Annotated in this window: 14 protein-coding genes; 4 read left to right on the top strand and 10 right to left on the bottom strand. The window is 75.4% G+C overall.

Annotation, left to right across the window (positions count from 1 at the left end; genetic code table 11):
- Positions 1-41: 41 nt before the first annotated feature.
- From IE225_RS05935 to IE225_RS05905, 7 genes are all read right to left on the bottom strand, one after another.
- A complete protein-coding gene (locus IE225_RS05935) occupies positions 42-1,562 on the bottom strand; it encodes an aKG-HExxH-type peptide beta-hydroxylase (protein ID WP_190056264.1) in 1,521 nt (506 codons plus the stop codon).
- Positions 1,559-2,743, bottom strand: coding sequence for an FxsB family cyclophane-forming radical SAM/SPASM peptide maturase (locus IE225_RS05930; RefSeq protein WP_190056263.1), 1,185 nt, complete (start codon positions 2,741-2,743; stop codon positions 1,559-1,561). The genes IE225_RS05935 and IE225_RS05930 overlap by 4 nt, the downstream gene beginning before the upstream one ends.
- A 183-nt stretch (positions 2,744-2,926) precedes the next feature.
- Positions 2,927-3,100: an FxSxx-COOH cyclophane-containing RiPP peptide gene (gene fxsA, locus IE225_RS05925; RefSeq protein WP_190056262.1), complete on the bottom strand. Its 174-nt coding sequence runs from the start codon at positions 3,098-3,100 to the stop codon at positions 2,927-2,929.
- A gap of 200 nt (positions 3,101-3,300) precedes the next feature.
- Positions 3,301-6,717, bottom strand: coding sequence for an SAV_2336 N-terminal domain-related protein (locus tag IE225_RS05920; protein WP_190056261.1), 3,417 nt, complete (start codon positions 6,715-6,717; stop codon positions 3,301-3,303).
- A gap of 124 nt (positions 6,718-6,841) precedes the next feature.
- Positions 6,842-7,867: an AAA family ATPase gene (locus IE225_RS05915; protein ID WP_190056260.1), complete on the bottom strand. Its 1,026-nt coding sequence runs from the start codon at positions 7,865-7,867 to the stop codon at positions 6,842-6,844.
- Positions 7,868-8,189: 322 nt separating this feature from the next.
- A complete protein-coding gene (locus IE225_RS32870) occupies positions 8,190-10,934 on the bottom strand; it encodes a VMAP-C domain-containing protein (RefSeq protein WP_229879274.1) in 2,745 nt (914 codons plus the stop codon).
- Positions 10,931-11,518, bottom strand: a complete 588-nt coding sequence (locus IE225_RS05905; protein WP_190056259.1) for a CU044_2847 family protein — start codon at positions 11,516-11,518, stop codon at positions 10,931-10,933. The genes IE225_RS32870 and IE225_RS05905 overlap by 4 nt, the downstream gene beginning before the upstream one ends.
- Before the next feature lie 287 nt (positions 11,519-11,805).
- On the opposite strand from IE225_RS05905, the gene IE225_RS05900 reads away from it, so the two are divergent.
- The gene (locus IE225_RS05900) at positions 11,806-11,985 is read left to right on the top strand and encodes a DUF6104 family protein (protein ID WP_028420339.1); all 180 of its coding nucleotides are present in this window, start codon (positions 11,806-11,808) and stop codon (positions 11,983-11,985) included.
- Between the two features lie 310 nt (positions 11,986-12,295).
- Here IE225_RS05900 and IE225_RS33875 read toward each other — a convergent pair whose 3' ends face one another.
- Positions 12,296-12,514, bottom strand: coding sequence for a hypothetical protein (locus IE225_RS33875; RefSeq protein WP_190056258.1), 219 nt, complete (start codon positions 12,512-12,514; stop codon positions 12,296-12,298).
- A 627-nt stretch (positions 12,515-13,141) separates the two neighbouring features.
- Here IE225_RS33875 and IE225_RS05890 point away from each other — a divergent pair.
- Together IE225_RS05890 and IE225_RS05885 are read left to right on the top strand one after the other, a co-directional pair.
- The gene (locus IE225_RS05890) at positions 13,142-14,167 is read left to right on the top strand and encodes a DUF4097 family beta strand repeat-containing protein (RefSeq protein ID WP_190056257.1); all 1,026 of its coding nucleotides are present in this window, start codon (positions 13,142-13,144) and stop codon (positions 14,165-14,167) included.
- A gap of 1 nt (position 14,168) precedes the next feature.
- On the top strand, positions 14,169-15,200 hold the full coding sequence (locus IE225_RS05885; protein WP_190056256.1) for a PadR family transcriptional regulator: 1,032 nt from the start codon (positions 14,169-14,171) through the stop codon (positions 15,198-15,200).
- 138 nt (positions 15,201-15,338) lie between these two features.
- On the opposite strand, the gene IE225_RS05880 is transcribed toward IE225_RS05885, so the two are convergent.
- Together IE225_RS05880 and IE225_RS05875 are read right to left on the bottom strand one after the other, a co-directional pair.
- Positions 15,339-16,304: a zinc-binding dehydrogenase gene (locus IE225_RS05880; RefSeq protein WP_190056255.1), complete on the bottom strand. Its 966-nt coding sequence runs from the start codon at positions 16,302-16,304 to the stop codon at positions 15,339-15,341.
- A 359-nt stretch (positions 16,305-16,663) separates the two neighbouring features.
- Positions 16,664-17,887 (bottom strand): NAD(P)-dependent malic enzyme, encoded by a 1,224-nt coding sequence (locus IE225_RS05875; protein ID WP_190056254.1) that lies wholly within the window; start codon positions 17,885-17,887, stop codon positions 16,664-16,666.
- A 644-nt stretch (positions 17,888-18,531) separates the two neighbouring features.
- Between IE225_RS05875 and IE225_RS05870 the strand changes: the two genes are divergently transcribed.
- Positions 18,532-19,491, top strand: a complete 960-nt coding sequence (locus IE225_RS05870; protein ID WP_190056253.1) for an ABC transporter substrate-binding protein — start codon at positions 18,532-18,534, stop codon at positions 19,489-19,491.
- The last annotated feature ends 25 nt before the right edge of the window (positions 19,492-19,516 follow it).

Here is a 19,516-nt window from a genome sequence, read left to right as displayed (position 1 = left end):
CGAACGAAACGATCTTCATCCCTCAACTGGTGGCTTTTTCTTCACCCGTTGGGGTGACCGCCGCCCCGTGCGGTCCACAGGGCGCGGGCCGCCTCCACGTACGCCCTGGCCCGTGCCGTGTGGCCGCGGGGCGCCGGGTGGTCGTCCAGCCGGGTGAACACCTCGACCATCCGGTCGACGAACAGGCGGCCCCGCGCCGTGAGGTCGGGCGAGCCCACCAGCGTGGGCAGCGCGGCCGCCACCTGTTCCCGGTAGTGGGCGTGGTGCCGCCAGGAGGCCTCCCGGTGGGCCGGGCGGGACGCGCCGAGGGCGCAGCGCTGGAAGAAGTCGGCGAGCGCCAGATGGGAGTACGTCCCCTGCAGCAGGCCGTCGAAGGGCCGCGGGTCCGGACGCCAGGGGGCGAAGTACCGCTCCTCGGGCCCGGCGTGGTGGAGCGTCACCATGTCGCCGAGCGCGGAGAGCTTGGTGTGCTGGAGCTCGTGGACGAGGGTGGCCGCGAGCGTGGCCGGTGTCGGCGGGGTGCTGCTGAGCACCGCGCCGAAGGACTCCCGCCGGGTGGCGCTGCAACTGCCCCCGCCGTGGCTGCCCCCGGCCGGGTGCGGCGGTGCCTCCAGCGGTACCAGGCAGCGCAGCAGCCGGAGCGCCTCGTGCACGCGCTGCTCGCCCCCCAGGCGCAGCGCCGCCGCTGTTCCGGACCACGCCTGCAGCCACCGTTTGCGTTCCGCGTCGTCCAGGGTGGCCGGCCGGCTCAGGGTCCGGTGGCGGCCGCCGTCCTCCAGGAAGCGGTAGGGGTCCAGGTCGTCCAGGGGCAGCGGCGGCGCCGACGGCAGCAGGCCCGGCAGTGCGTACGCCGGAGTCCAGGCGGGGGCGGCGGACCAGGCGCCGATGCCCCGCTCCAGGTGGACGACGACGTCGGCGGCGCCCGGTTGGCGGAAGGTCAGGCGGGCGCCGCGGTGGTCGAGGTCGACCGGTGCGTCGCCCGTCCGGGCGGTGCGCAGCGCGCCGAAGGACGGCAGGACGAGCAGTCCGTCACGGGCCGTGAGCCGCGTGGTGACGGGGATGCCGGCGCGCACCGCCGCCGCCGCGGCCAGAGCGCTGAAGTGGGCCAGGTCACGGCGGAGCGTGCGCCGCTGCCCGGGCGTGCGGGCGGCGGACGCCGCCGCCAGCCCGCGCAGGCAGCTGCGGGCCCAGGGGCCGGTCAGCGGGGCGAAGAGCCGCGTCCGGGCGGGAGACACCGGGGGGTTCGGGGACTCGGCGGAGGGCGCGGTGGAGGGCTCGGCCGTGGTGCGGGGTGCCGGTACGGGGCCGGCGGCAAGGCCCGCCGGCCCCGTACCGGTGGTGCGGTCCGCCTCCTCCAGCAACCCCCAGTCCTCCCGGAACCTCCTCCGCTCCCCCGCCGAGCACACCCCGGCCTCCGCCGACTCCACCGCGTCCAGGACCGCCCGCAGCATCAGCAGCCGCCGGGTGTCCTGGTCGCGGACAAGGAGGTCGAGGGTGGCGGGGCCGCCCTCGGTGCGGCCGAGTTCGGTCAGGCCCCGGTCCGGGATGGGCGGGAACGTCACGGGGTGCCTCCTCGGCGTGGGACGGAGGCGAGGGCGGGTGCCGTGCCCGCGGCGAGCCGCCCCGCCGCGTGGCGGATGAAACGCTGCAGGTCGAAGCAGTACACGGAGGGGTTGGTGAAGCCCGCCCCGGCACGGTAGCGGTGGGCGTAGTGGCCGCCGCCGCAGACGTGCAGCAGCGGGCAGGCACGGCACTGCGCCGGCAGGGCCGCCGCCCCGGCCTGGCGGGCCGCCACGCCGGGGTGGCGCAGCGCCTCGTCGAAGGAGTGCCGGAAGACGTCCAGACCCGTCTCCGCCGCTCCCTCGTACGCCGACTTCAGCGAGTCGACCTGCTCGATCGCGCCGTCGGTCTCCACCACCACCGCGTCGAACGGCGCGAGCCCGAGCGACTCCGTCGCGGCCGGCAGCCCCAGCAGCAGGGCGATGCACTCCTCGAACAGCCGCACGCGCGTCCGCCGCCGCCCCGCGTGCCACCAGCGGTCGAACACGGCGCAGAGCCAGTCGCCGTAGCGGGTGCCGGCGAGGTGGGGCGGCGGGGTGGTCCAGTTGCCGTGCGGGAGCAGCAGGTCCAGGGCGGGCGGGCGCAGGGCGAGCAGGGAGTCGTACGTCTCGGCCGGGTCCAGGGTGGGGTCGACGACCGTGAGGATGCCCGCGTACGCCTGCGGGAAGCGCGCGGCGAGCAGGCGGGCCCCGCGGGCGGCGGCCGGCCAGGACGGGCGGCCGGCGTGGTCGGTGCGGCGCGCGTTGTGGCCGGGCAGGCCGCCGTCGAGGCTGAGGCCGACGCGGACGCCGTGCCGGGCCAGGACCGCCAGGCCGTCCTCGGTCAGCAGCGTGCCGTTGGTCTGGACGGTGGCGTGGACGCGGCAGGCGGACGGGACGCGGTCGCGGACCAGGGTGGTGAAGCGGGCGAGGGCGGCGGCGCCCGCGAGCAGGGGCTCGCCGCCGTGCAGGACCAGGGAGAGCGACGTCAGGCCGTGGGTCGCGGCGTGCTCGGCGATGCGGGCGGCGGTGCGCTCCAGGACGTCCGGCGGGGTGGCGGCGGGGCGGGTGCGCCAGGTGCGGTCGGGGCCGGTGTAGAGGTAGCAGTAGGTGCAGGCCAGGTTGCAGCGGCCGTGCATCTTGACGATGAACTGCCTGAAAGGGTGGGGTGGTTGCCGTCCCGCGGGCGCGGTCTCCTCGGACATTCCCGGCACCCCCCAGCCGTCTTTCGCCGTGCGGCCGCCCGTGGACCTGCGTCACGGCCTCCTGCCCGTCCGGGACGACATGCCCGGGGCGGAGGACCGCACAAACGCGTCACGTTCCCATCTGACCGATACCTGACCGGTCAAGAGAGTTTTTCGACCGGTCACGACCGCTTGCAGGCCGTTTCAGAACGCGTTGTTGAAGCCCCACAGGGTCTCGCTGGGCTGCGCCGCCCGCTCCCGCAGGTCCGCGAGGACCTCGCGCAGCACCGGGTGGTCGATCGTCCGCAGCTCGGCCAGTCCCAGACTCAGCAGGTCGGGGAGCGGCTGCGGTGCTCCCGGTTCCTGTGGCTGCCGCAACTTCCTTGGCTCCTGCGGTACTTCCACTACCTGCGGCACCCGCGGTGATTCCGCTGCTCGCGGCGCCCGCGACGCCTCCGGCGGTTCCGGCGGTTCCGCCTCTCGCGGCACCTGCGGCACCTGCGGCTTCTCGGGCACCCCGGGTGCCTCCCCGTCGTTCCGGCTCATCGCCCGCCCCGCTCCTTCCTCGTCCCGGATCCTCACGCCAACTCGGCAAGCCGCTGGGCCGTCTGACCCGCCGTCGGCTCCCCCGTGCCGACCGTGCCGTCCGGCAGTCTCGACCACTCCGCCAGCGCCGCCCGGTAGGCGTCGCGGGCGGCGCGGGGACGGGCGGCCGCCTCGTAGGACATACCCCGCCAGTGGTGGGCCTGCGCGCCCAGTTCGACGGCCGTGCGGCGGAGTTGCTCGGTCCGGGCGTCCGCCTCCGCCGCGCGGGCCGACTCGGCGGCGGCGCGGAAGGCGTCGACGGCCTCGTCCAGGCGGGCGGGGCGGCCCAGGCTCTGGAACGCCTCGAACTGCGCCTGCCCCAGCTCCAGCCAGCACCGCGCCGCCCGCAGCGGGTCCTCGGCCTCCGCGGCCGCGAGCCCGAAGAGATACTCGGCCTCGCGCAGGTCGACCCGGTCGCCGCGGGTGCGGTAGCGCAGCATCAGGGCGCGGCCCAGCAGCATCAGGCGCTGGGCAAGGTGGCGGCTGCCGGCCGGGGTCTCGGTGCGGCAGTCGCGCAGGACGCGGACGGCCCGGGACAGGAACTCCGGCCGGCGTGCGCCGGTGGCCTGCTCCGCCCGCCGCAGCAGCGCCTGCCCCCACTCGGCGAGGATGTCGGCGTGGGCCGACGCGTCCCGCGGCGTGTGGCGCGCCGCCTCGGCGAACCGCTCGGCGGCACAAGTGAGTTCGTCGGGGTCGCCGGTCTCGGCGTGCCGGGCGACGGCGATGCGCCCGGCCCGCAGCAGCAGCGCGGCGCGCGAGCTCTGCTCGTGGGCGAGGGCCAGCCCCTCGTCGACGCGGGCCTGCGCCTCGTCCAGCGGTCCGCCCGCGCGCAGCAGGGCGTCCGCCAGGTCCTGCAGGACGCGCACGCGGTCGCGGCCGGCGATGCCGCCCGAGCCGTCGCCGGAGATACCACCGGAGGTGCCGCCCGACGCCTCGCCAGAGGTGCCGCCGGAGCCGGCGCCGGGGCCGCCGCCGGTCTCGTCCGCCGCCGGCTCCAGGGCCGTGCGCAGCGAGCGCGCCGCCTGTTCCGCGTAGCCGCGGGCCTGCTCCGGGTCGGCGGTCGCCTCCGCCAGGAGCAGCAGCATCCGGCCGTGGGCGAGCGGCAGCTCCGGCGGGCGGGGGCGGTCGGGCCAGACGTCGGCGAACGCCTCCAGCATGCCGACCGCGCCCTGCAGCAACGCGCTGTCGTCGCCGAGCCGCCACTGGGCCTCCAGCCCGGCCACCCGCTCCAACGTCAGCCGCAGCGCCTCCTGTTCGTCCAGGTCGGGAGCGGCGCAGGCCACCGCGTACTCGCGGTCGGCGCGGCTGAGCAGGTCCAACGCGCCCGCCCGGTCGCCGCGGCGCCGGCGGTCGGTGGCCGCGGCGCGCAGCACCCGGGCGAGGACCGCGCGTTCGCGTACGGCGTGGGGGTGGGCGACGGCCCGTTCGGCGGCGGTCTCCGCCTCGCGCAGCAGGTCCGCGCCGCCCTGCACCTCCCACAGCCGCAGCACGCAGTGGGCGTACTCGGTCCACAGCTCCCGGTCGGCGCCCGCGGGCCGCTCGTGTTCGGCGGCGCCGCGCAGCAGTTGGACGGCGTCGATGAGGTCCTGCACCATGCCTTCCCGGTCGAACCGTTCCACCAGCGCGCGGGCGCGGGGCACCGCCCGGTGCGCCGGCCGCGACGGCACCGGTCCCGACCGGTCCCGGCCGTAGCGGGCGAACTCGTCCGGCAGGGGCATGAACCGCTCCAGCACCCGCGCGGCGACCTCGGCGAACGGCTGCGGGACCAGGGCGGTCCCGCCCGACTCCTCCCCGGCCTCCCGTTCACCGGCCGGGTACGGGCGGCCCGTGCCGCCGTCGCCGAGCTGGGCGAGGGCCAGCGCCGGGAAGTTGGGGCCGCCCTTGCCGTAGCGCTGCTCGATGTACTCCGAGCAGTGCTTCAGCACCAGCATCGCCTCGTCCCGGCCCAGCGACGCCAGCAGCGCCTCCCGCACGTCGGGCGCGAACTCGTACCACTGCACGCCCGGGGTGCCGTGGTCGTCCGCGGCCCGGGTGACCAGGCCGCTGAGCAGCACCTCGGCCAGCTCGGCGGGGCCGGAGTCGGGAAGCATGGTGCGCTGCACCAGCTGCATCACGGGCAGGCACAGCGGGGCCGCCGCCAGGTGGACGGCGAGGCGGCCGGCGGCCGCGGAGGCGGTGGAGCGGAACCGGCTGAGCAGCTCCAGCGGCGAGGGCCGGCGCCCGGCGCGCGCACCGGGCGCGGGCGGCTGATCGGCGCGCACCCAGCCGACGGCGCCGGAGACCGGCGCGGTGCCCGCCCCGGACAGCAGCCGCGCCCAGGCGCCCAGCGCGACCGGCTCCGGCGGCAGCACGGGCACCGGCAGCGTCCCGCGCCGCGCCTCCACCGGCGTGCCGGCCGGGGTGCGCACCCGCAGCGCGGCCGCGCCCGCGAGCGTCTCGCCGCGGGTGAGCAGGCCGTAGGTCACCGGCAGCCGGGTGCGGTTCCACAGCCGCTGCGGCAGCGGCTGGAGCACGGCCACGGGGGACTGCCGGGCCAGCTGGTACAGCAGCCGGTGCGCGCGGCCGGTGCGCCACAGCGGGCCCGCGCAGTCGCTGACCAGGACCGTGATGCGGCGCCCGGTGGGGTCGCCGAGCCGGTCGGCGGAGTGCAGCGGGGCCGCGTACGGCTCCGGGCTGCGGCTGACGGCGGGTGCGCCGTCCGGGCCCTGGTGCAGGTGGCCGGTCTGGATGTCCCAGAACGCGCCGAGCCGCGCGAAGACCTGCTCCAGCTCGGCGAACATCCGGTCCCACACCCGCATCGAGGAGGACGCGTCCATCAGCAGCTGCAACCGCGCGTCCGCCCGGGTCACCGCGCGGAAGACGGGCAGCACCAACCCGCCCGCATCGGCGCTGCGTTCGGCGGTGGCCACCTCGTCGAGCAGCCGGCGGCGCGGCGGCGCGGGACTGCGGTAGCCCTGCAACGGCCGCAGAGCGCGCTGGAGTTCCAGGGGTGCGGGCAGCACGGGCGCCGCGGGCACGCCGAGCGGCAGCGCCGCGGGCCGGACACGGCGGGCGCGCGGCGGTCCGCCGTCGTCCGGCGGCGCCCCGTCGCGCGGCACCGGGTACAGGGCCACGCGCCGCTCCCCCTCGGGTCCGGCCGGCTCGGGCCCCGGGGGTGCGGTGCCGGGCGGCTCCCGCACCTCGCGCGGCTCCCGCCCGGGCTCCCGCGGAGGGACGTCCGCGCGTGCCCCGCCGCCCTCGCGCCGGGCGCGGGCCGCGGCACCGGAGGGCTCCTCCGGCTCCCGCTCCGCGTCCGGGCGCCGTGTCCACCGGGCCAGCCACAGCGCGTCGCAGAGCCCCTCGGCGTCCGGGTCGAGGCCGATCTCCCGCAGCCGGGCGACGAGTTCGGCGATGGGGTCGGGTGCGGGCACTGCGCGGCTCCCGGCCTCGTGGCCGGGGCTGGGTCCGGGTCCGTGGCCGTAGCTGGGCCCGGGTCCGTGGCCGGGTCCGGAGGGCGGGGGGCCGTGCGGCGGCGCGGTGTCGGGCATCGGCGCCTCACCTCGGACGGTCGAGCCGCTGGATCAGCAGGTCGGCGAGGCGCTCGCGGCTGGGCGGGGCCGCCGCGTCGGTGAGGTAGATGGCGTTCAGCAGCTGGTCGGCGGCGAGGAGTTCGCTGCGCGACCGCTCCAGGAACCGGGTGATCAGGTCGTCGCCGCGGCGCGCCGCCTCCTCGCCGAGATGTGCCCGTACGAAGGTGGCGAGCCGCTTGTGGTCGGGCCGGCCGAGCTCCAGGTGGATGCAGCGGCGCAGCAGCGGGGCCGGGAAGTCGCGCTCGCCGTTGCTGGTGAGGACGACGAACGGGAACGCCCGGCAGCGCACCCGGCCGTCGCGCACCCGTGTCCTGGTGCCGTCGGCGGTGAGCACCTCGGCCTGACCGTCGGGCAGCCGGTCGGCGATGCGCTCCAGCTCGGGGATGTGGAACTCGCCCTCCTCCAGCACGTTCAGCAGGTCGTTGGGCAGGTCGATGTCGCTCTTGTCCAGCTCGTCGATGAGCAGGACGCGCGGCTTGTCGGAGGGCAGCAGGGCGGTGCCGAGCGGGCCGAGGCGGATGTAGCTGCCGATGCCCTCCACGGCGCCGGGCGCGCCGGCCGCCGTGCCGTGGCCGCCCTGTGCGGCGATCTGCACGTCCTGCAGGCGGGCGATGGCGTCGTAGTGGTACAGCCCGTCCTGCAGCGTGGAGCGGCTGACGATGGACCAGCGCAGCACCGGCCCCAGGCCGAGTTCGTACGCCACCGAGTGGGCCAGGGTGCTCTTGCCCGCGCCGGGGCTGCCGGTGACCAGCAGGGGGCGGCGCAGGTAGAGCGCCGCGTTGATCATCTCCAGTTCCTCGGCGCCGGGCCGGTGCAGCTCGGCCAGGTGCCGGTGGGCGCCGAGCCTGCGGTCCTGCGAACCGTCGCCGCCGTCGCCGGCCGCCTCGCGGCTCGCGAAGTCGCGCCAGGGCGGGGGCGGAGGCAGCCGGTCGATGCCGTCGTGGGGTTCGCCGGCACCCCGGTAGATGAGCCACTCACTGGATTCGGTCATGGTCCGGCCCTCGTCGTCCGTCACTCGTCCACCCCGGCTGCCGTCGAACGTGCCTCACGGTATCGATCCCTCGCAGGCCTGGTAAGAGCCCCGGTGCTTCCCGGACGGTCGCCTACTCCCTTTCCGCGCAGGGCAGTTGACTGCCGCTTGGGCGCGGGCACGGGCGACGGGCCGACTGCGGGCCGGCGGTGGGCCGGACCGGGGCGGGGCCGCCGGGGAGGCGGGCGCGCGGGCGCCGGCGGCCGGGACGCGCGGGGCGCCTGTGCGCGGCCCCCGGTGGCCGGGGGCGCGGGCCGGGGCGGGATCGCGGAGGCCGGCCGGATCACGGTGCCTCCAGCAGGTCGCCGGTGCCGGGCAGCGGCTGGTGCGGGTCGTCGTAGAACAGGGCGATGCCGTCGGCCCAGTACGTCTCCGCGCGGCCCGCGCGCACCCCCGCGCGCAGGACGCGCACCAGCTCCGGCAGCCGCTCGGCGCTGCCCGCGCCCGCCACGGTGTCGCCGGCCCGGCGGTGGAACTCCCCGCAGACCGCCTCCGCCGCGGCCCGTCCACCGCGCCGGCGCCGCCACAGCGCCACCCCGAAGCCGCCGTGCACGACCCGGGCCAGCGCGACCGAGTCGTCCTCGAAGCGGTGGTCGCCGTAGCGGCACAGGACGGGCACCGCCGCGTGCGGCAGCTCGCGCAGCTCGTCGACCAGCGGCACGGGCATCGGCACCCCGTCCTTGCAGTCGAGGACCTCCGCCCGGGCACCCTGCTGGTGGACCCACCGCCAGCGCGCCGCGCGTTCCCGGTGTTCCTGCGCGGCCGAGAATCCGTCTCCCGCGTACGGGTCGCCGGCAGCCGGGTACGGGTCGCCGTTCCCCGCGTACGGGTCGCCGTTCCCCGCGTACGGGTCGCCGGGCGCGCCGGTGTCGCCGTACGGTCCGCACGCGTCCGTACCGGGCAACTGGTCGCGGTCGGCGCAGCGGACGACGACCGGCCGCTGCGCGCCGAGCGGTACGCCGGGCACCACCTCCCAGGCGTCCACGTCCAGTCCGAGCAGCGCGTGCGGCAGAGCCGCCTGCAGCGCGGCGGGCCGCCCGGGCTCGTCGCACAGGCGGAACGCCTCCGCGAGCGGCGCGGCGAGCGGGCCGGGCAGCTCGGCCAGCGGGACCCGTTCGGCCTCGTCCAGGCCCAGGACCTCGCCGTCCGGGCGGATGACGGAGAGCCGCCAGTCGCAGCGGTCCGGCTCCCAGCCGCGCAGGACGAGCTCCAGCAGCACGGACGGCCGCAGCGGACCGGCGGTGGGAGCGGGACGGGGGACGCGGGCACGGGCCCGGTCGACGCGGCCCGCGGCGGCGGCATGGTCCGGGAGTCCGGTGGCCGGATCGGGCAAGTCCGGTGCGGCCGGTGGGCTCGGTGCTCCCGGGCCGTGGGGATGCGCGCCGTTCGGCGAGTTCGGCGAGTTCGGCGAGTTCGGCGAGTTCGGCGAGGTGTCGGGGGGCGCGGCGGGCGGGGCCAAGGAAGCGGTGGGAGCGATGGGAGTGGTCGGGGCGGAGGAGGTGGAAGGTACGGAGGGGGTGGGAGGTGGGGTGGGGACGGAGGGGGGCACGGTGGCCGTCGGCGGCGTCCCGGTCACCGGAAGCGTCCCGGATGTCCCGGGCACCCCGGATGCCCCGGACGTCTCCGGTGCGGTACGGCCGCCGGGAAGGGGCCCGCCCGCGCCCGGTCCGCCCGCACCTGCTCCACCCGTACCTGCTCCACCCGTACCTGCTCTACCCGTACCTGTTGCACCTGTTGCCCCCGTACCCGGTCTGCCCGGCACGGTCCCGGCGGGCCCGCCGTTGTGCGCCGCCGGCCCGCCGGGGCGGCGGCCCGGCAGCAGGGCCATCCACTGCCGGGTCAGCTCCGCCCGCAGCCGCGGCCCGACGCGCTGCGCGGCCTGCCGCACCCACTCCCACAGGGCCTGCTCGGCCTCCCGGGTGCCGGGCGTGGTGAACGGCCGCGCGGCCGCCAGGACGCCCATCGCGTACCTCAGGATGAGTTCCAGCGCGCCGTCCTGGCGCGCGCACTCGTACAGCACGCCCAGCCCGTCGCGCCAGCCGCGCGGGGCCGGCCGCGCCATGTCCGACGGGTCGTCCGGCAGGGACTTCAGGAGTTCCAGCAGGGCCGGGGTGCTGGCGGGCGGCGGCAGGTCGGCGAGCCGGCCGAGCAGGTGGATGCGCTCGTCGGGGCTGAGCGTGCGTCCGGGCCGGGCGCCCAGGCGGGTCTGCACGTCGACCCAGGTCGGCGAGGTGGACTCGGTGGCGCGCTGCCGGTCGCGGTGGTAGCGGTCGTGGGCGTGGAAGACGGCCTGGTAGAGGTCGTCGTGCTCCGCGCGCGCCGGAACCGGCGGCACGGGCAGGGTCCGTAACTGCTCGATCCCGGTGGACGTGCCGCCCGTCCCCCGGTCCGAGCGCGACTTGAGCACGCCGATCACCTCGCCGTGCGCCGGGTCGATCACGGGTCCGCCGGAGACGCCGCGCGGCAGGTCGTTGTGGCCGAGCCGCATCTGCACGCCCGCCGACCAGCCGCCCAGGGTGCCCTGCACCGACAGCGGCCCGTCCAGCAGCTCCAGCCGCCCGTCCACGACCGTCCAGCCGGCGTACAGCACCGTGCCCTCGCCGTAGTACGCCGCCGGGCGCTCGGAGAGGTACGCGCACGCGTGGTCGACGGGCTCGCCGAGCTGCACCAGGGCCAGGTCCGGGGCGGGCCAGGTGCCGCGTCCGGCGCCCCGCGGGTCCGGGTGGGCGGGCCGCTCCGGGAGGGCGGCGGCCACCCGGCCGGGCACGGCGGCCGAACCCCGGCCGGGACCGGTCTCGTGGACCACGGTGACCTCTCCCCCCTCCCCGCTCAGTGCCACGTGCGCACAGGTCAGCACCCAGTTCGGCGCGACGAAGAAGCCGCTGCCCAGGAACGTGCCGGGCTCCTCCCAGGCATACCCGACGCCCGGGCGATGGATGCGCACGGTCGCGGCCACGACGAGTTCACGCAACGCACGGCGGGCGCCGTCGGAGCCGCCCGGTGCGCCCCGGTCGTGTCCGAGCGTCATGACCCGCCCCCGGTGCCGGCCGCCTCCCCGCCCCCGTGCGCCGCGGCGCCGGGGCGTGCCTCCGGCCGCCGGTCGCCCGCTTCGGGGGGCGCGGTCGCATGCGGGGGGCCCGCGGCGGGGTCCTGCGCGCCCCCGGGTGCGCCGCGCCCGGGCTCCGCCGCGCGCGGCGGAGGAACGGGGGTGAGGGCGTCGGGGACACCGGTACCCGGCGAGCCGGCGGTGGGCGGGGCCGGCTGCGGCGGCTCGTGCTTCCAGGTGAGCGTGACCGTGATGCCGGCCTTGCCCTCGCCGTCCGCCAGCAGACCGACGACCTTGCCGGCCTTGGCGGTCAGCTCGATGCCGAACTCGACGCTCACCTCGTCCGGCCGTACCGCGCGCACGGGCTCGGCCAGCGAACGCGCCACACTGCCGATGAGCGCGTGCAGGCTCTCCACCTGGGCCTGGACCCGGTCGGTGAAGCCGGTGTCCGTGTACGACAGCTCCCCGGCGGGCGTCTCCAGCTCCTCGGCACCCGATATCCGCGCCCACACGGGCGTCCCGTCCGGCATCGCGATCCGCGCTACGCGGGTCACCTCGTTGTCCATCGCGTCCCCGTTCCCCCGCACTCCCCGTCGGCCGGCCGCTCCCGGCGCATCCCGGGCCCTCTTCGGGGCCCTCCCGGTGCCCCGGGGGCGCCGCGTTTCCCGGCCTATCCTTTTCCTTGTCTTCCGTCACCGGAAGACCTCGTGCCCTTCATCGCCGGAAGACCGCGCTCCGCGCTTCCCGCGGAAGGCGCGTGTGTTCCCGTGAGGGAGGAGTTCTTCCCGCTCCGGGCGAACTCCACCCGCACACCGCCCGAGCGACCCGCTCATGTGACCGACGGAGCACAGCCATGTACTTCACCGACCGCGGCATCGAGGAACTGGAGAAGCGGCGCGGCGAGGAGGAGATCACCTTCGAGTGGCTCGCCGAGCAACTGCGCACGTTCGTCGACCTGAACCCGGACTTCGAGGTGCCGGTCGAGCGGCTGGCGACCTGGCTGGCACGGCTGGACGACGAGGACGACGAGTAGGGCAGACGAGCAGGGCAGCAGGGCCGACGGGCAGGAAACACGAGCAGGAACCGCGAGCAGGGACTGCGAACAGGGGGCCATGGGCAAGTCCCGCGAGAGGGTGCCGACGGCCTCGACCGGGCGGTGGGCGGGCTGCCCGAGGGCAGTGCGGTGGGATGATGCGACGGGGAGGGACACGCTCGCACGCGTGAGGGCGTCGAGCCGTCCGGGGCACGGGCGCCGCACGGGAGCTCGACACGCTCGCGCGCGTGGGGGGGCAGCGAGCAGGCCGCGCGGGCGGGCGGGGCGTCGGCCTCGGGACCGGGGCGGATCAGCGCGTCGAGGAGCTGCCGCCGAGGACGGGGTCCAGGCCGAGCCGCGCGCCGAAGGTGCGCGTGGCCTCCTCCTCGCCGGCCGGGACGCCGTCGGCGAGCCAGACCCGGTTCATGGGGCGGTCGGAGCCGGAGGCCAGGGAGGAGAACCCGCGCGGTCCCAGGGAGGAACCCACGCGGCCGGGGTCCCACCACAGGGCCAGGACGGGCCGGGGCACCCACGGCGAGGGCGGGGATCCAGCCGGTCGCGACGCGGTCGACGGGTTCGCGGCCGTTTGGCCAGGGGTGCCCTCGGGGCGAGCACGTTCCCTTCCCGGTCCGCCCCGGTCAGCAGCATCGGTTCGCACACCAAGGACGCACCAAGGACGCACCAAGGACAAGGAGGCGACCTCGGCCACGGCGCCCGGTTCCGCCCGGCACAGCGGCGGTGCACCGGGAGCGGGGGCGCCCGACGGTCGGCAGTCGGCAGTCGGCAGTCGGCAGTCGGCAGTCGGCAGTCGGCAGTCGGCCGGAAGATGCCGCGCGGACATGGTCACACGCTGAGCAGGAGGAGGAGCGGGGCGGGCGACGGCTGACCCCTCAAATGGGTGTCTTGACTTCCCGGGAGCGCGATATATCGTGTTTACGGAAGACGCGATATGGCTCGTGCCGGGTCCGCGTGCGGGTCCGTGGCCCGCATCAGCGCCTCCGCCGGCCCGTGTCCGCCTTCCGCCGGCTTTTCCGTCCTTGTCTTCCGCCCTTCCCCGCTCCGCCCACCACGCATCCGGCCATCCGGCCCGGTCGCGGCCCGTCACCGACCGTCACCGACCGGCCGGCCGTCCGGCCCGATCCAGGAGGTCCGCACCATGCCCGAGTGGTCCGTCGCCGAGCCCCGCAAGCTCACGCTCGACGAGCCCGTCCGCGAGCTGCACGTACGCATCGTCAACGGAACGGTGAACGTCGTGGGCACGGACGAAGGTTCCGCCCGTCTCGAGGTCACCGAGATCGAAGGCCCGCCCCTGGTGGTCACCCAGCGGCACGGCACGCTGACGGTGGCCTACGAGGACCTGCCCTGGAAGGGCTTCCTGAAGTGGCTCGACCGCAAGGGCTGGCGGCGCAACGCCGTCGTCTCCCTGGCCGTCCCCACGGGCACGCGCGTCGAGGTCGGTGTGGTCGGTGCCGCCGCGATGGTCACCGGCATCGACGGGCGTACCGAGGTCAGGGGGGTCTCCGGGGACACCACCCTGGTGGGCCTGACCGGCCCGGTGCGGGCGGAGACCGTGTCGGGGAACGTCGAGGCCCAGGGCCTCGGGGGCGACCTGCGGTTCAACTCCGTCTCCGGCGACCTCACCGTGGTCGACTGCGCGGGCTCCTCCGTGCGCGCCGACTCGGTCAGCGGCTCCATGATCATCGACGTCAGCTCCACGGGCCATCCCACCGACATCGCCCTGACCAGCGTCTCGGGCGAGATCGCCATTCGGCTCCCGCATCCGGCGGACGCACAAGTGGAGGCCAACACCACGAGCGGCTCGGTCTCCAACGCCTTCGAGGACCTCCGGGTCGGCGGGCAGTGGGGCGCCAAGCGCATCACCGGCCGGCTGGGAGCGGGCAACGGCCGGCTCAAGGCCACGACGGTCTCCGGCTCCATCGCCCTGCTGCGGCGGCCGGCCCAGGAGGACGAACCGTGGGAGCAGGAGGCACACGGCACCGGTCCCGCCGGCGGCGAGCCGGATTCCGCATCCGCTTCCGGATCGGCCACCGCCCGCCCGGCCGACCGGCCGGAACCGGCCTCGGGGGACAATTCCGTTTCCGGCCCGGGCGAGGGACCCTCGGATCCCGGGGGCCCCGTCGACGCCCCGGCCGACGGCACGACCGACAAGAAGGTGCTCTGACATGCCCCCCGTCTTCGCCCACGGCCGCCTGCGGCTCTACCTGCTGAAGCTCCTCGACGAGGCCCCCCGCCACGGCTACGAGGTGATCCGGCTCCTGGAGGAGCGCTTCCAGGGGCTGTACGCACCGTCGGCGGGCACCGTCTACCCCCGCCTGGCCAAGCTGGAGGCGGAGGGCCTGGTCACCCACACCACCGAGGGCGGCCGCAAGGTGTACTCCATCACGGACGCCGGCCGCGCCGAACTCGCCGACCGCAGCGGTGAACTGGCCGACCTGGAGCTGGAGATCCGCGAGTCCGTGGCCGAGCTCGCCGCCGAGATCCGGGCCGACGTACGGGACGTGGCGGGCGATCTGCGGCGCGAGATGCGGGCGGCCGCCTCCGAGGCCCGGCGCCGCGGCACCGCGACCGCCGGCGGCTGGGAGCACGGCGGCCTTGACGACCGGGAGGCGTGGCGCGTCGCCAAGGAGGAGGTGCGGCGCGTCCGGCAGGAACTCAAGGAGCAGGCCCGCCGCGCCAAGGACGAGAGCCGGCGGGCCCGCGAGGAGGCCCAGCGGGCACGGCGCCAGGCCAAGGAGGCGCAGGAGCGGGCCCGCGCCCAGGCCCAGGAGGAACTGCAGCGCATCGCCCGCCGGGTGCAGGAGCGGGTGCAGGACCACTTCGCGCGCGGCGACTGGCCCACGGGCGTGCGCGAGAGCCTTGCTGAACTCGCCAAGGAGTTCGGCGAGTTCGGCAAGGACTTCGGCAAGGACCTCGGTTTCGGCCGCGCCGACGGCAGGGGCCGGGACGTGCCGGAACCCGAGTACTCCCGCACCCCGGAGGACTTCCCGGCCGGGTACGAGCCGTCCTGGGCGCACGAGACGTTCACCGGCGACCCGGCCCGCGACCTCGAGCGGCTGCTCGACCGCTTCCGGGACGATGTGCGCGACGCGGCCCGCGACCACGGCGTCACCGACGAGCAGCTCAAGGACGTGCGCCGTCACCTGTCCACGGCCGCGGCACACATCGGGGCGGTGCTGCGCCTCCCGCGCGTGTGAGCCGTACGACCTCGACCACCGCTCCCGCGGCCGGCGGGCCCGGCGTCGGCGGGCCCGCCGGTCAGGTCGGTCACGGCTCGAGCGCGGGCGCACCTGCCGGGACGGGAACAAGCAGCCGCGGCCGCAGCCGGGCGCCGGTCACGGGTTCACCAGGACGATCTTGCCGAACTGGTCACCCGCGGCGAGGCGCTCGAAGCCCTCGCGGGCCCGGTCCATCGGCAGCACCTCGTCGATGACGGGGCGGACACCGGTGGCGGCGCAGAAGGAGAGCAGGTCCTCCAGCTCGTCCTTGGTGCCCATGGTGGAGCCGACGACTTTCAGCTCCAGGAAGAAGATGCGGGTCAACTCGGCGTGCGAGGGCCGGTCGCCGCTGGTGGCGCCGGAGATGACCAGCGTGCCGCCGGGCCGCAGCGCCTTCACCGAGTGCGACCAGGTCGCCGCGCCCACGGTCTCGATGACCGCGTCCACGCGCTGCGGCAGCCGCGCCCCCGGCTCCAGGGCCTCCACCGCGCCCAGTTCCACCGCCCGCTTGCGCTTGGCCTCGTCCCGGCTGGTGGCGAAGACCCGCAGGCCGGCCGCCTTGCCCAGGACGATCGCGGCCGTGGCGACCCCGCCGCCGGCGCCCTGCACCAGCACCGAGTCGCCGGGCCGGACACCGGCGTTGGTGAACAGCATCCGGTACGCCGTCAGCCACGCCGTGGGCAGACAGGCCGCCTCCTCGAAGGACAGCTCCTTCGGCTTGGGCAGCAGGTTCCACGTCGGCACGGCGACCTGCTCGGCGAACGTGCCCTGGTAGCGCTCGGTCAGGATCGAGCGGGGCTCGCGCGGGCCGACGCCGTGGCCGCTCTGGCCGATGACGGAGTGCAGGACGACCTCGTTGCCGTCCTCGTCGACGCCGGCGGCGTCGCAGCCGAGGATCATCGGCAGCTTGTCCTCGGCGAGGCCGACACCGCGGAGCGACCAGAGGTCGTGGTGGTTGAGGGAGGCGGCTCTGACGTTGACCACGCTCCAGCCGGGACGGGCCTCGGGGGCCGGGCGCTCCCCCGACTCCAGGCCGTTGAGGGGCTGGTCACGGTCGATGCGGGCGGCGTAGACAGCGAACATGACCTTGACGATAGGGGCGGGCCGCGGCGGGCGGAACCAGGCGGCTCTGTGACACATGCCCTCTTGTCAGCGGGCGCGCGGCCGGGCAGAGCACGCCACCCGCCCGCGCACCCGCGCGCCGCCGCCGTACCCGGGCCACCTGTCCCGACGAGACGGCCGTCGACCCGAGCCGCCTCCGCCCCGTCCCGCCTCCGCGCCTCGCCGCCTCACCACCTCGCCGCCTCGCCGCCTCGCCGCCGAAGCGCCCCCGCCCCGCCTCGCCCGGACAGGTGGCCGGCACAGGAAAACGACGGCCCCGCCCAGCAGGGCGGAGCCGTCCGGCGCACGCTCAGGCGGCCGGTGTCACAGCGGTCCCGGCGTCACCGCCGGGCCACCCCCTCCGCGCGCGCCGCCGCCGCGACCGCGGCCGTCACGGCGGGGGCGACCCGCTCGTCGAACGGCGACGGGATGACGTAGTCCGCGGCGAGGTCGTCGCCGACGACACCCGCCAGCGCCTCCGCCGCGGCGATCTTCATGCCCTCGGTGATCCGGGAGGCCCGCACCTGCAGCGCCCCGGCGAAGATGCCGGGGAAGGCGAGCACGTTGTTGATCTGGTTGGGGAAGTCGGAACGCCCGGTGGCGACCACGGCCGCGTACTTGTGCGCCACCTCGGGGTGCACCTCGGGGTCGGGGTTGGCCATGGCGAAGACGAACGCGCCCTCGGCCATGGAGGCCACCGCTTCCTCCGCGACCGTGCCGCCGGAGACGCCGATGAACACGTCGGCGCCGGCCAGCGCGTCCTCCAGGGAGCCGGTCACTCCCGCCTTGTTGGTGAACTCGGCGAGTTCCCGCTTGACCGGCGTGAGGTCCTGCCGCTCCCGCGAGACGACTCCCTTGCGGTCGGCGACCGCGACGTCCCCGATGCCGGCCTCGACCAGCATCTTCGCGATCGCCACCCCGGCCGCGCCGGCGCCCGAGACGACCGCCCGCAGTTCGCCGATGGCGCGCCCGCTCAGCCGTGCGGCGTTGCGCAGCGCCGCCAGCGTGACGACCGCCGTGCCGTGCTGGTCGTCGTGGAAGACGGGGATGTCCAGCCGCTCCTGCAGCCGGCGCTCGATCTCGAAGCACCGGGGCGCCGAGATGTCCTCCAGGTTGATGCCGCCGAACGAGGGCGCGAGGCGGACGACGGTCTCCACGATGTCGTCCACGTCGGTGCAGCCGAGGGCGATCGGCACCGCGTCCACGCCGCCGAACTGCTTGAACAGGATCGCCTTCCCCTCCATCACCGGAAGGGAGGCCTGCGGGCCGATGTCCCCGAGTCCCAGCACGGCCGTGCCGTCGGTGACGACGGCGACCACGGACGAGGTCCACGTGTAGTCGTGGACCAGTTCGGGCTGCTCGGCGATGGCGGTGCACACCCGCGCGACGCCGGGCGTGTAGGCCAGGGACAGGTCGTCCTTGTCGCGGACGGGCACGGTGGCCTGCACGGCCATCTTGCCGCCGCGGTGCAGCGCGAACGCCGGGTCGAAGGAATCGAGGGGCTCCGCACCGCCCTCGTGGTCCGTATTGTCCCCGCTGCGCGAGTTGACGATCTCCGCTGCCACTTCGTTTTACCCCTTAAGTCTTCAATCGTTGAGGGTGAACCACTCCCGGTGAGGGGTGGGCGGGCACCGCGTACGGCCCTGGCCGGTGACGCGCACGGGATACGCGCGGGTCGGTGACGCGTACGGGGATACGTACGGGCACATACGCGACGGGCGCGCCGCACACGCGCCCCGAGCCCCGGATGAGGGGTGTAAAGAACCTTCTTACCGGACGGGCGGCACCGACGACGAGTCCATAACGCGAAGGTCACATGACGATGACATGACTGATCCCCAAATTCCCCAAATATGGGGACAAGCCTTGACCAAAGCGTGACAAGCACCCAAATGCCGCCGGACCCGTCCACCGCCGCCCACATCCTGGGGCGCACCGAAGATCTTCCGGCCGAAAGGAGGGATACCCGCAGATGATCCGGCCCGGATGGACCGGCTTCGCGCGATTCGGGGGTCACCCGTTATCCGATTTTGACATAGCCGGGAGCCTGAATCCGCGAATCCGAATGGCAAGATGCCGTCAATCACGCAAGGTCGCGACACCCGAAGGTGTGTGTTCTCGTCGACCTGTCGACACCTGACAGACCTGTCGATACCGATTCGGCGGCCGACACCCGTCGGCGACGCCACCATCCGCCGGAGGAACCACCATGACCGCACGCTCCACCCGTCGCCCGACCGCCGCTCGCACCCGGCTAGCAGCGGTCGGTGCGCTCGCGGTCGCAGGCACCCTGCTGCTCACCGGCTGCGGTGACCAGACCAAGGACAAGAACAACGGCTCCGGCAGCGCGCCCAACGCCTCCGCCCCGCTCGCCGACAAGCTCCCCAAGGAGATCCGCGACAAGGGCGTCATCCGGGTCGGCTCGGACATCGCGTACGCCCCGGTGGAGTTCAAGGACAACTCGGGCAAGGTCGTCGGTCTCGACCCCGACCTCGCGGCCGCCATGGGCAAGCAGCTCGGCGTGCGGTTCGACTTCGAGAACGGCACCTTCGACGCCCTGCTCACCGGCATCCGCTCCAACCGCTACGACATCGCGATGTCGGCGATGACGGACAACAAGAACCGCCAGGAGGGCATAGACCCCGACACCGGCAAGAAGGTCGGTGAGGGCGTCGACTTCGTGGACTACCTGACCGCCGGTGTGTCGATCTACACCCGCAAGGGCGACACCGGGGGCATCACCACGTGGTCCGACCTGTGCGGCAAGAAGCTCGCCGTGGAGCGCGGCACGGTCTCCGAGGACCTGGCCAAGGCCGAGGCGAAGAAGTGTCCGAGCGGCAAGAAGCTCACCATCGAGGCCTTCGACGACGACCAGCAGGCCCAGACCCGCCTGCGTTCGGGCGGCGCGGACGCGGCCTCCTCCGACTTCCCGGTCGCCGCCTACGCGGTGAAGACCTCCGGCGGCGGCAAGGACTTCCAGCTCGTCGGCGACCAGGTCGAGGCGGCGCCGTACGGCATCGCGGTCGGCAAGAAGAACACCCAGCTGCGGGACGCCCTGCAGGCCGCGCTGAACGCGATCATCAAGAGCGGGGAGTACCAGAAGATCCTCGAGAAGTGGGGCGCCGAGGACGGCGCCGTCAAGGAGTCCGTGATCAACGGCGGCAAGTGACCGCGCCGCGTGCGGGCACTGAGAG

The organism is Streptomyces echinoruber (assembly GCF_014651135.1).
GTDB lineage: Bacteria > Actinomycetota > Actinomycetes > Streptomycetales > Streptomycetaceae > Streptomyces > Streptomyces echinoruber.
This window is presented reverse-complemented; position numbering and strand designations above follow the sequence as displayed.

Excerpts from the sequence above, each read along its gene's own strand:
- IE225_RS05930 (WP_190056263.1), bottom strand. The coding sequence starts at position 2,743 with ATGTCCGAGGAGACCGCGCCCGCGGGACGGCAACCACCCCACCCTTTC.
- IE225_RS05915 (WP_190056260.1), bottom strand. The coding sequence starts at position 7,867 with ATGACCGAATCCAGTGAGTGGCTCATCTACCGGGGTGCCGGCGAACCC.
- IE225_RS32870 (WP_229879274.1), bottom strand. The coding sequence starts at position 10,934 with ATGACGCTCGGACACGACCGGGGCGCACCGGGCGGCTCCGACGGCGCC.
- IE225_RS05905 (WP_190056259.1), bottom strand. The coding sequence starts at position 11,518 with ATGGACAACGAGGTGACCCGCGTAGCGCGGATCGCGATGCCGGACGGG.
- IE225_RS05900 (WP_028420339.1), top strand. The coding sequence starts at position 11,806 with ATGTACTTCACCGACCGCGGCATCGAGGAACTGGAGAAGCGGCGCGGC.
- IE225_RS05890 (WP_190056257.1), top strand. The coding sequence starts at position 13,142 with ATGCCCGAGTGGTCCGTCGCCGAGCCCCGCAAGCTCACGCTCGACGAG.
- IE225_RS05885 (WP_190056256.1), top strand. The coding sequence starts at position 14,169 with ATGCCCCCCGTCTTCGCCCACGGCCGCCTGCGGCTCTACCTGCTGAAG.
- IE225_RS05880 (WP_190056255.1), bottom strand. The coding sequence starts at position 16,304 with ATGTTCGCTGTCTACGCCGCCCGCATCGACCGTGACCAGCCCCTCAAC.
- IE225_RS05870 (WP_190056253.1), top strand. The coding sequence starts at position 18,532 with ATGACCGCACGCTCCACCCGTCGCCCGACCGCCGCTCGCACCCGGCTA.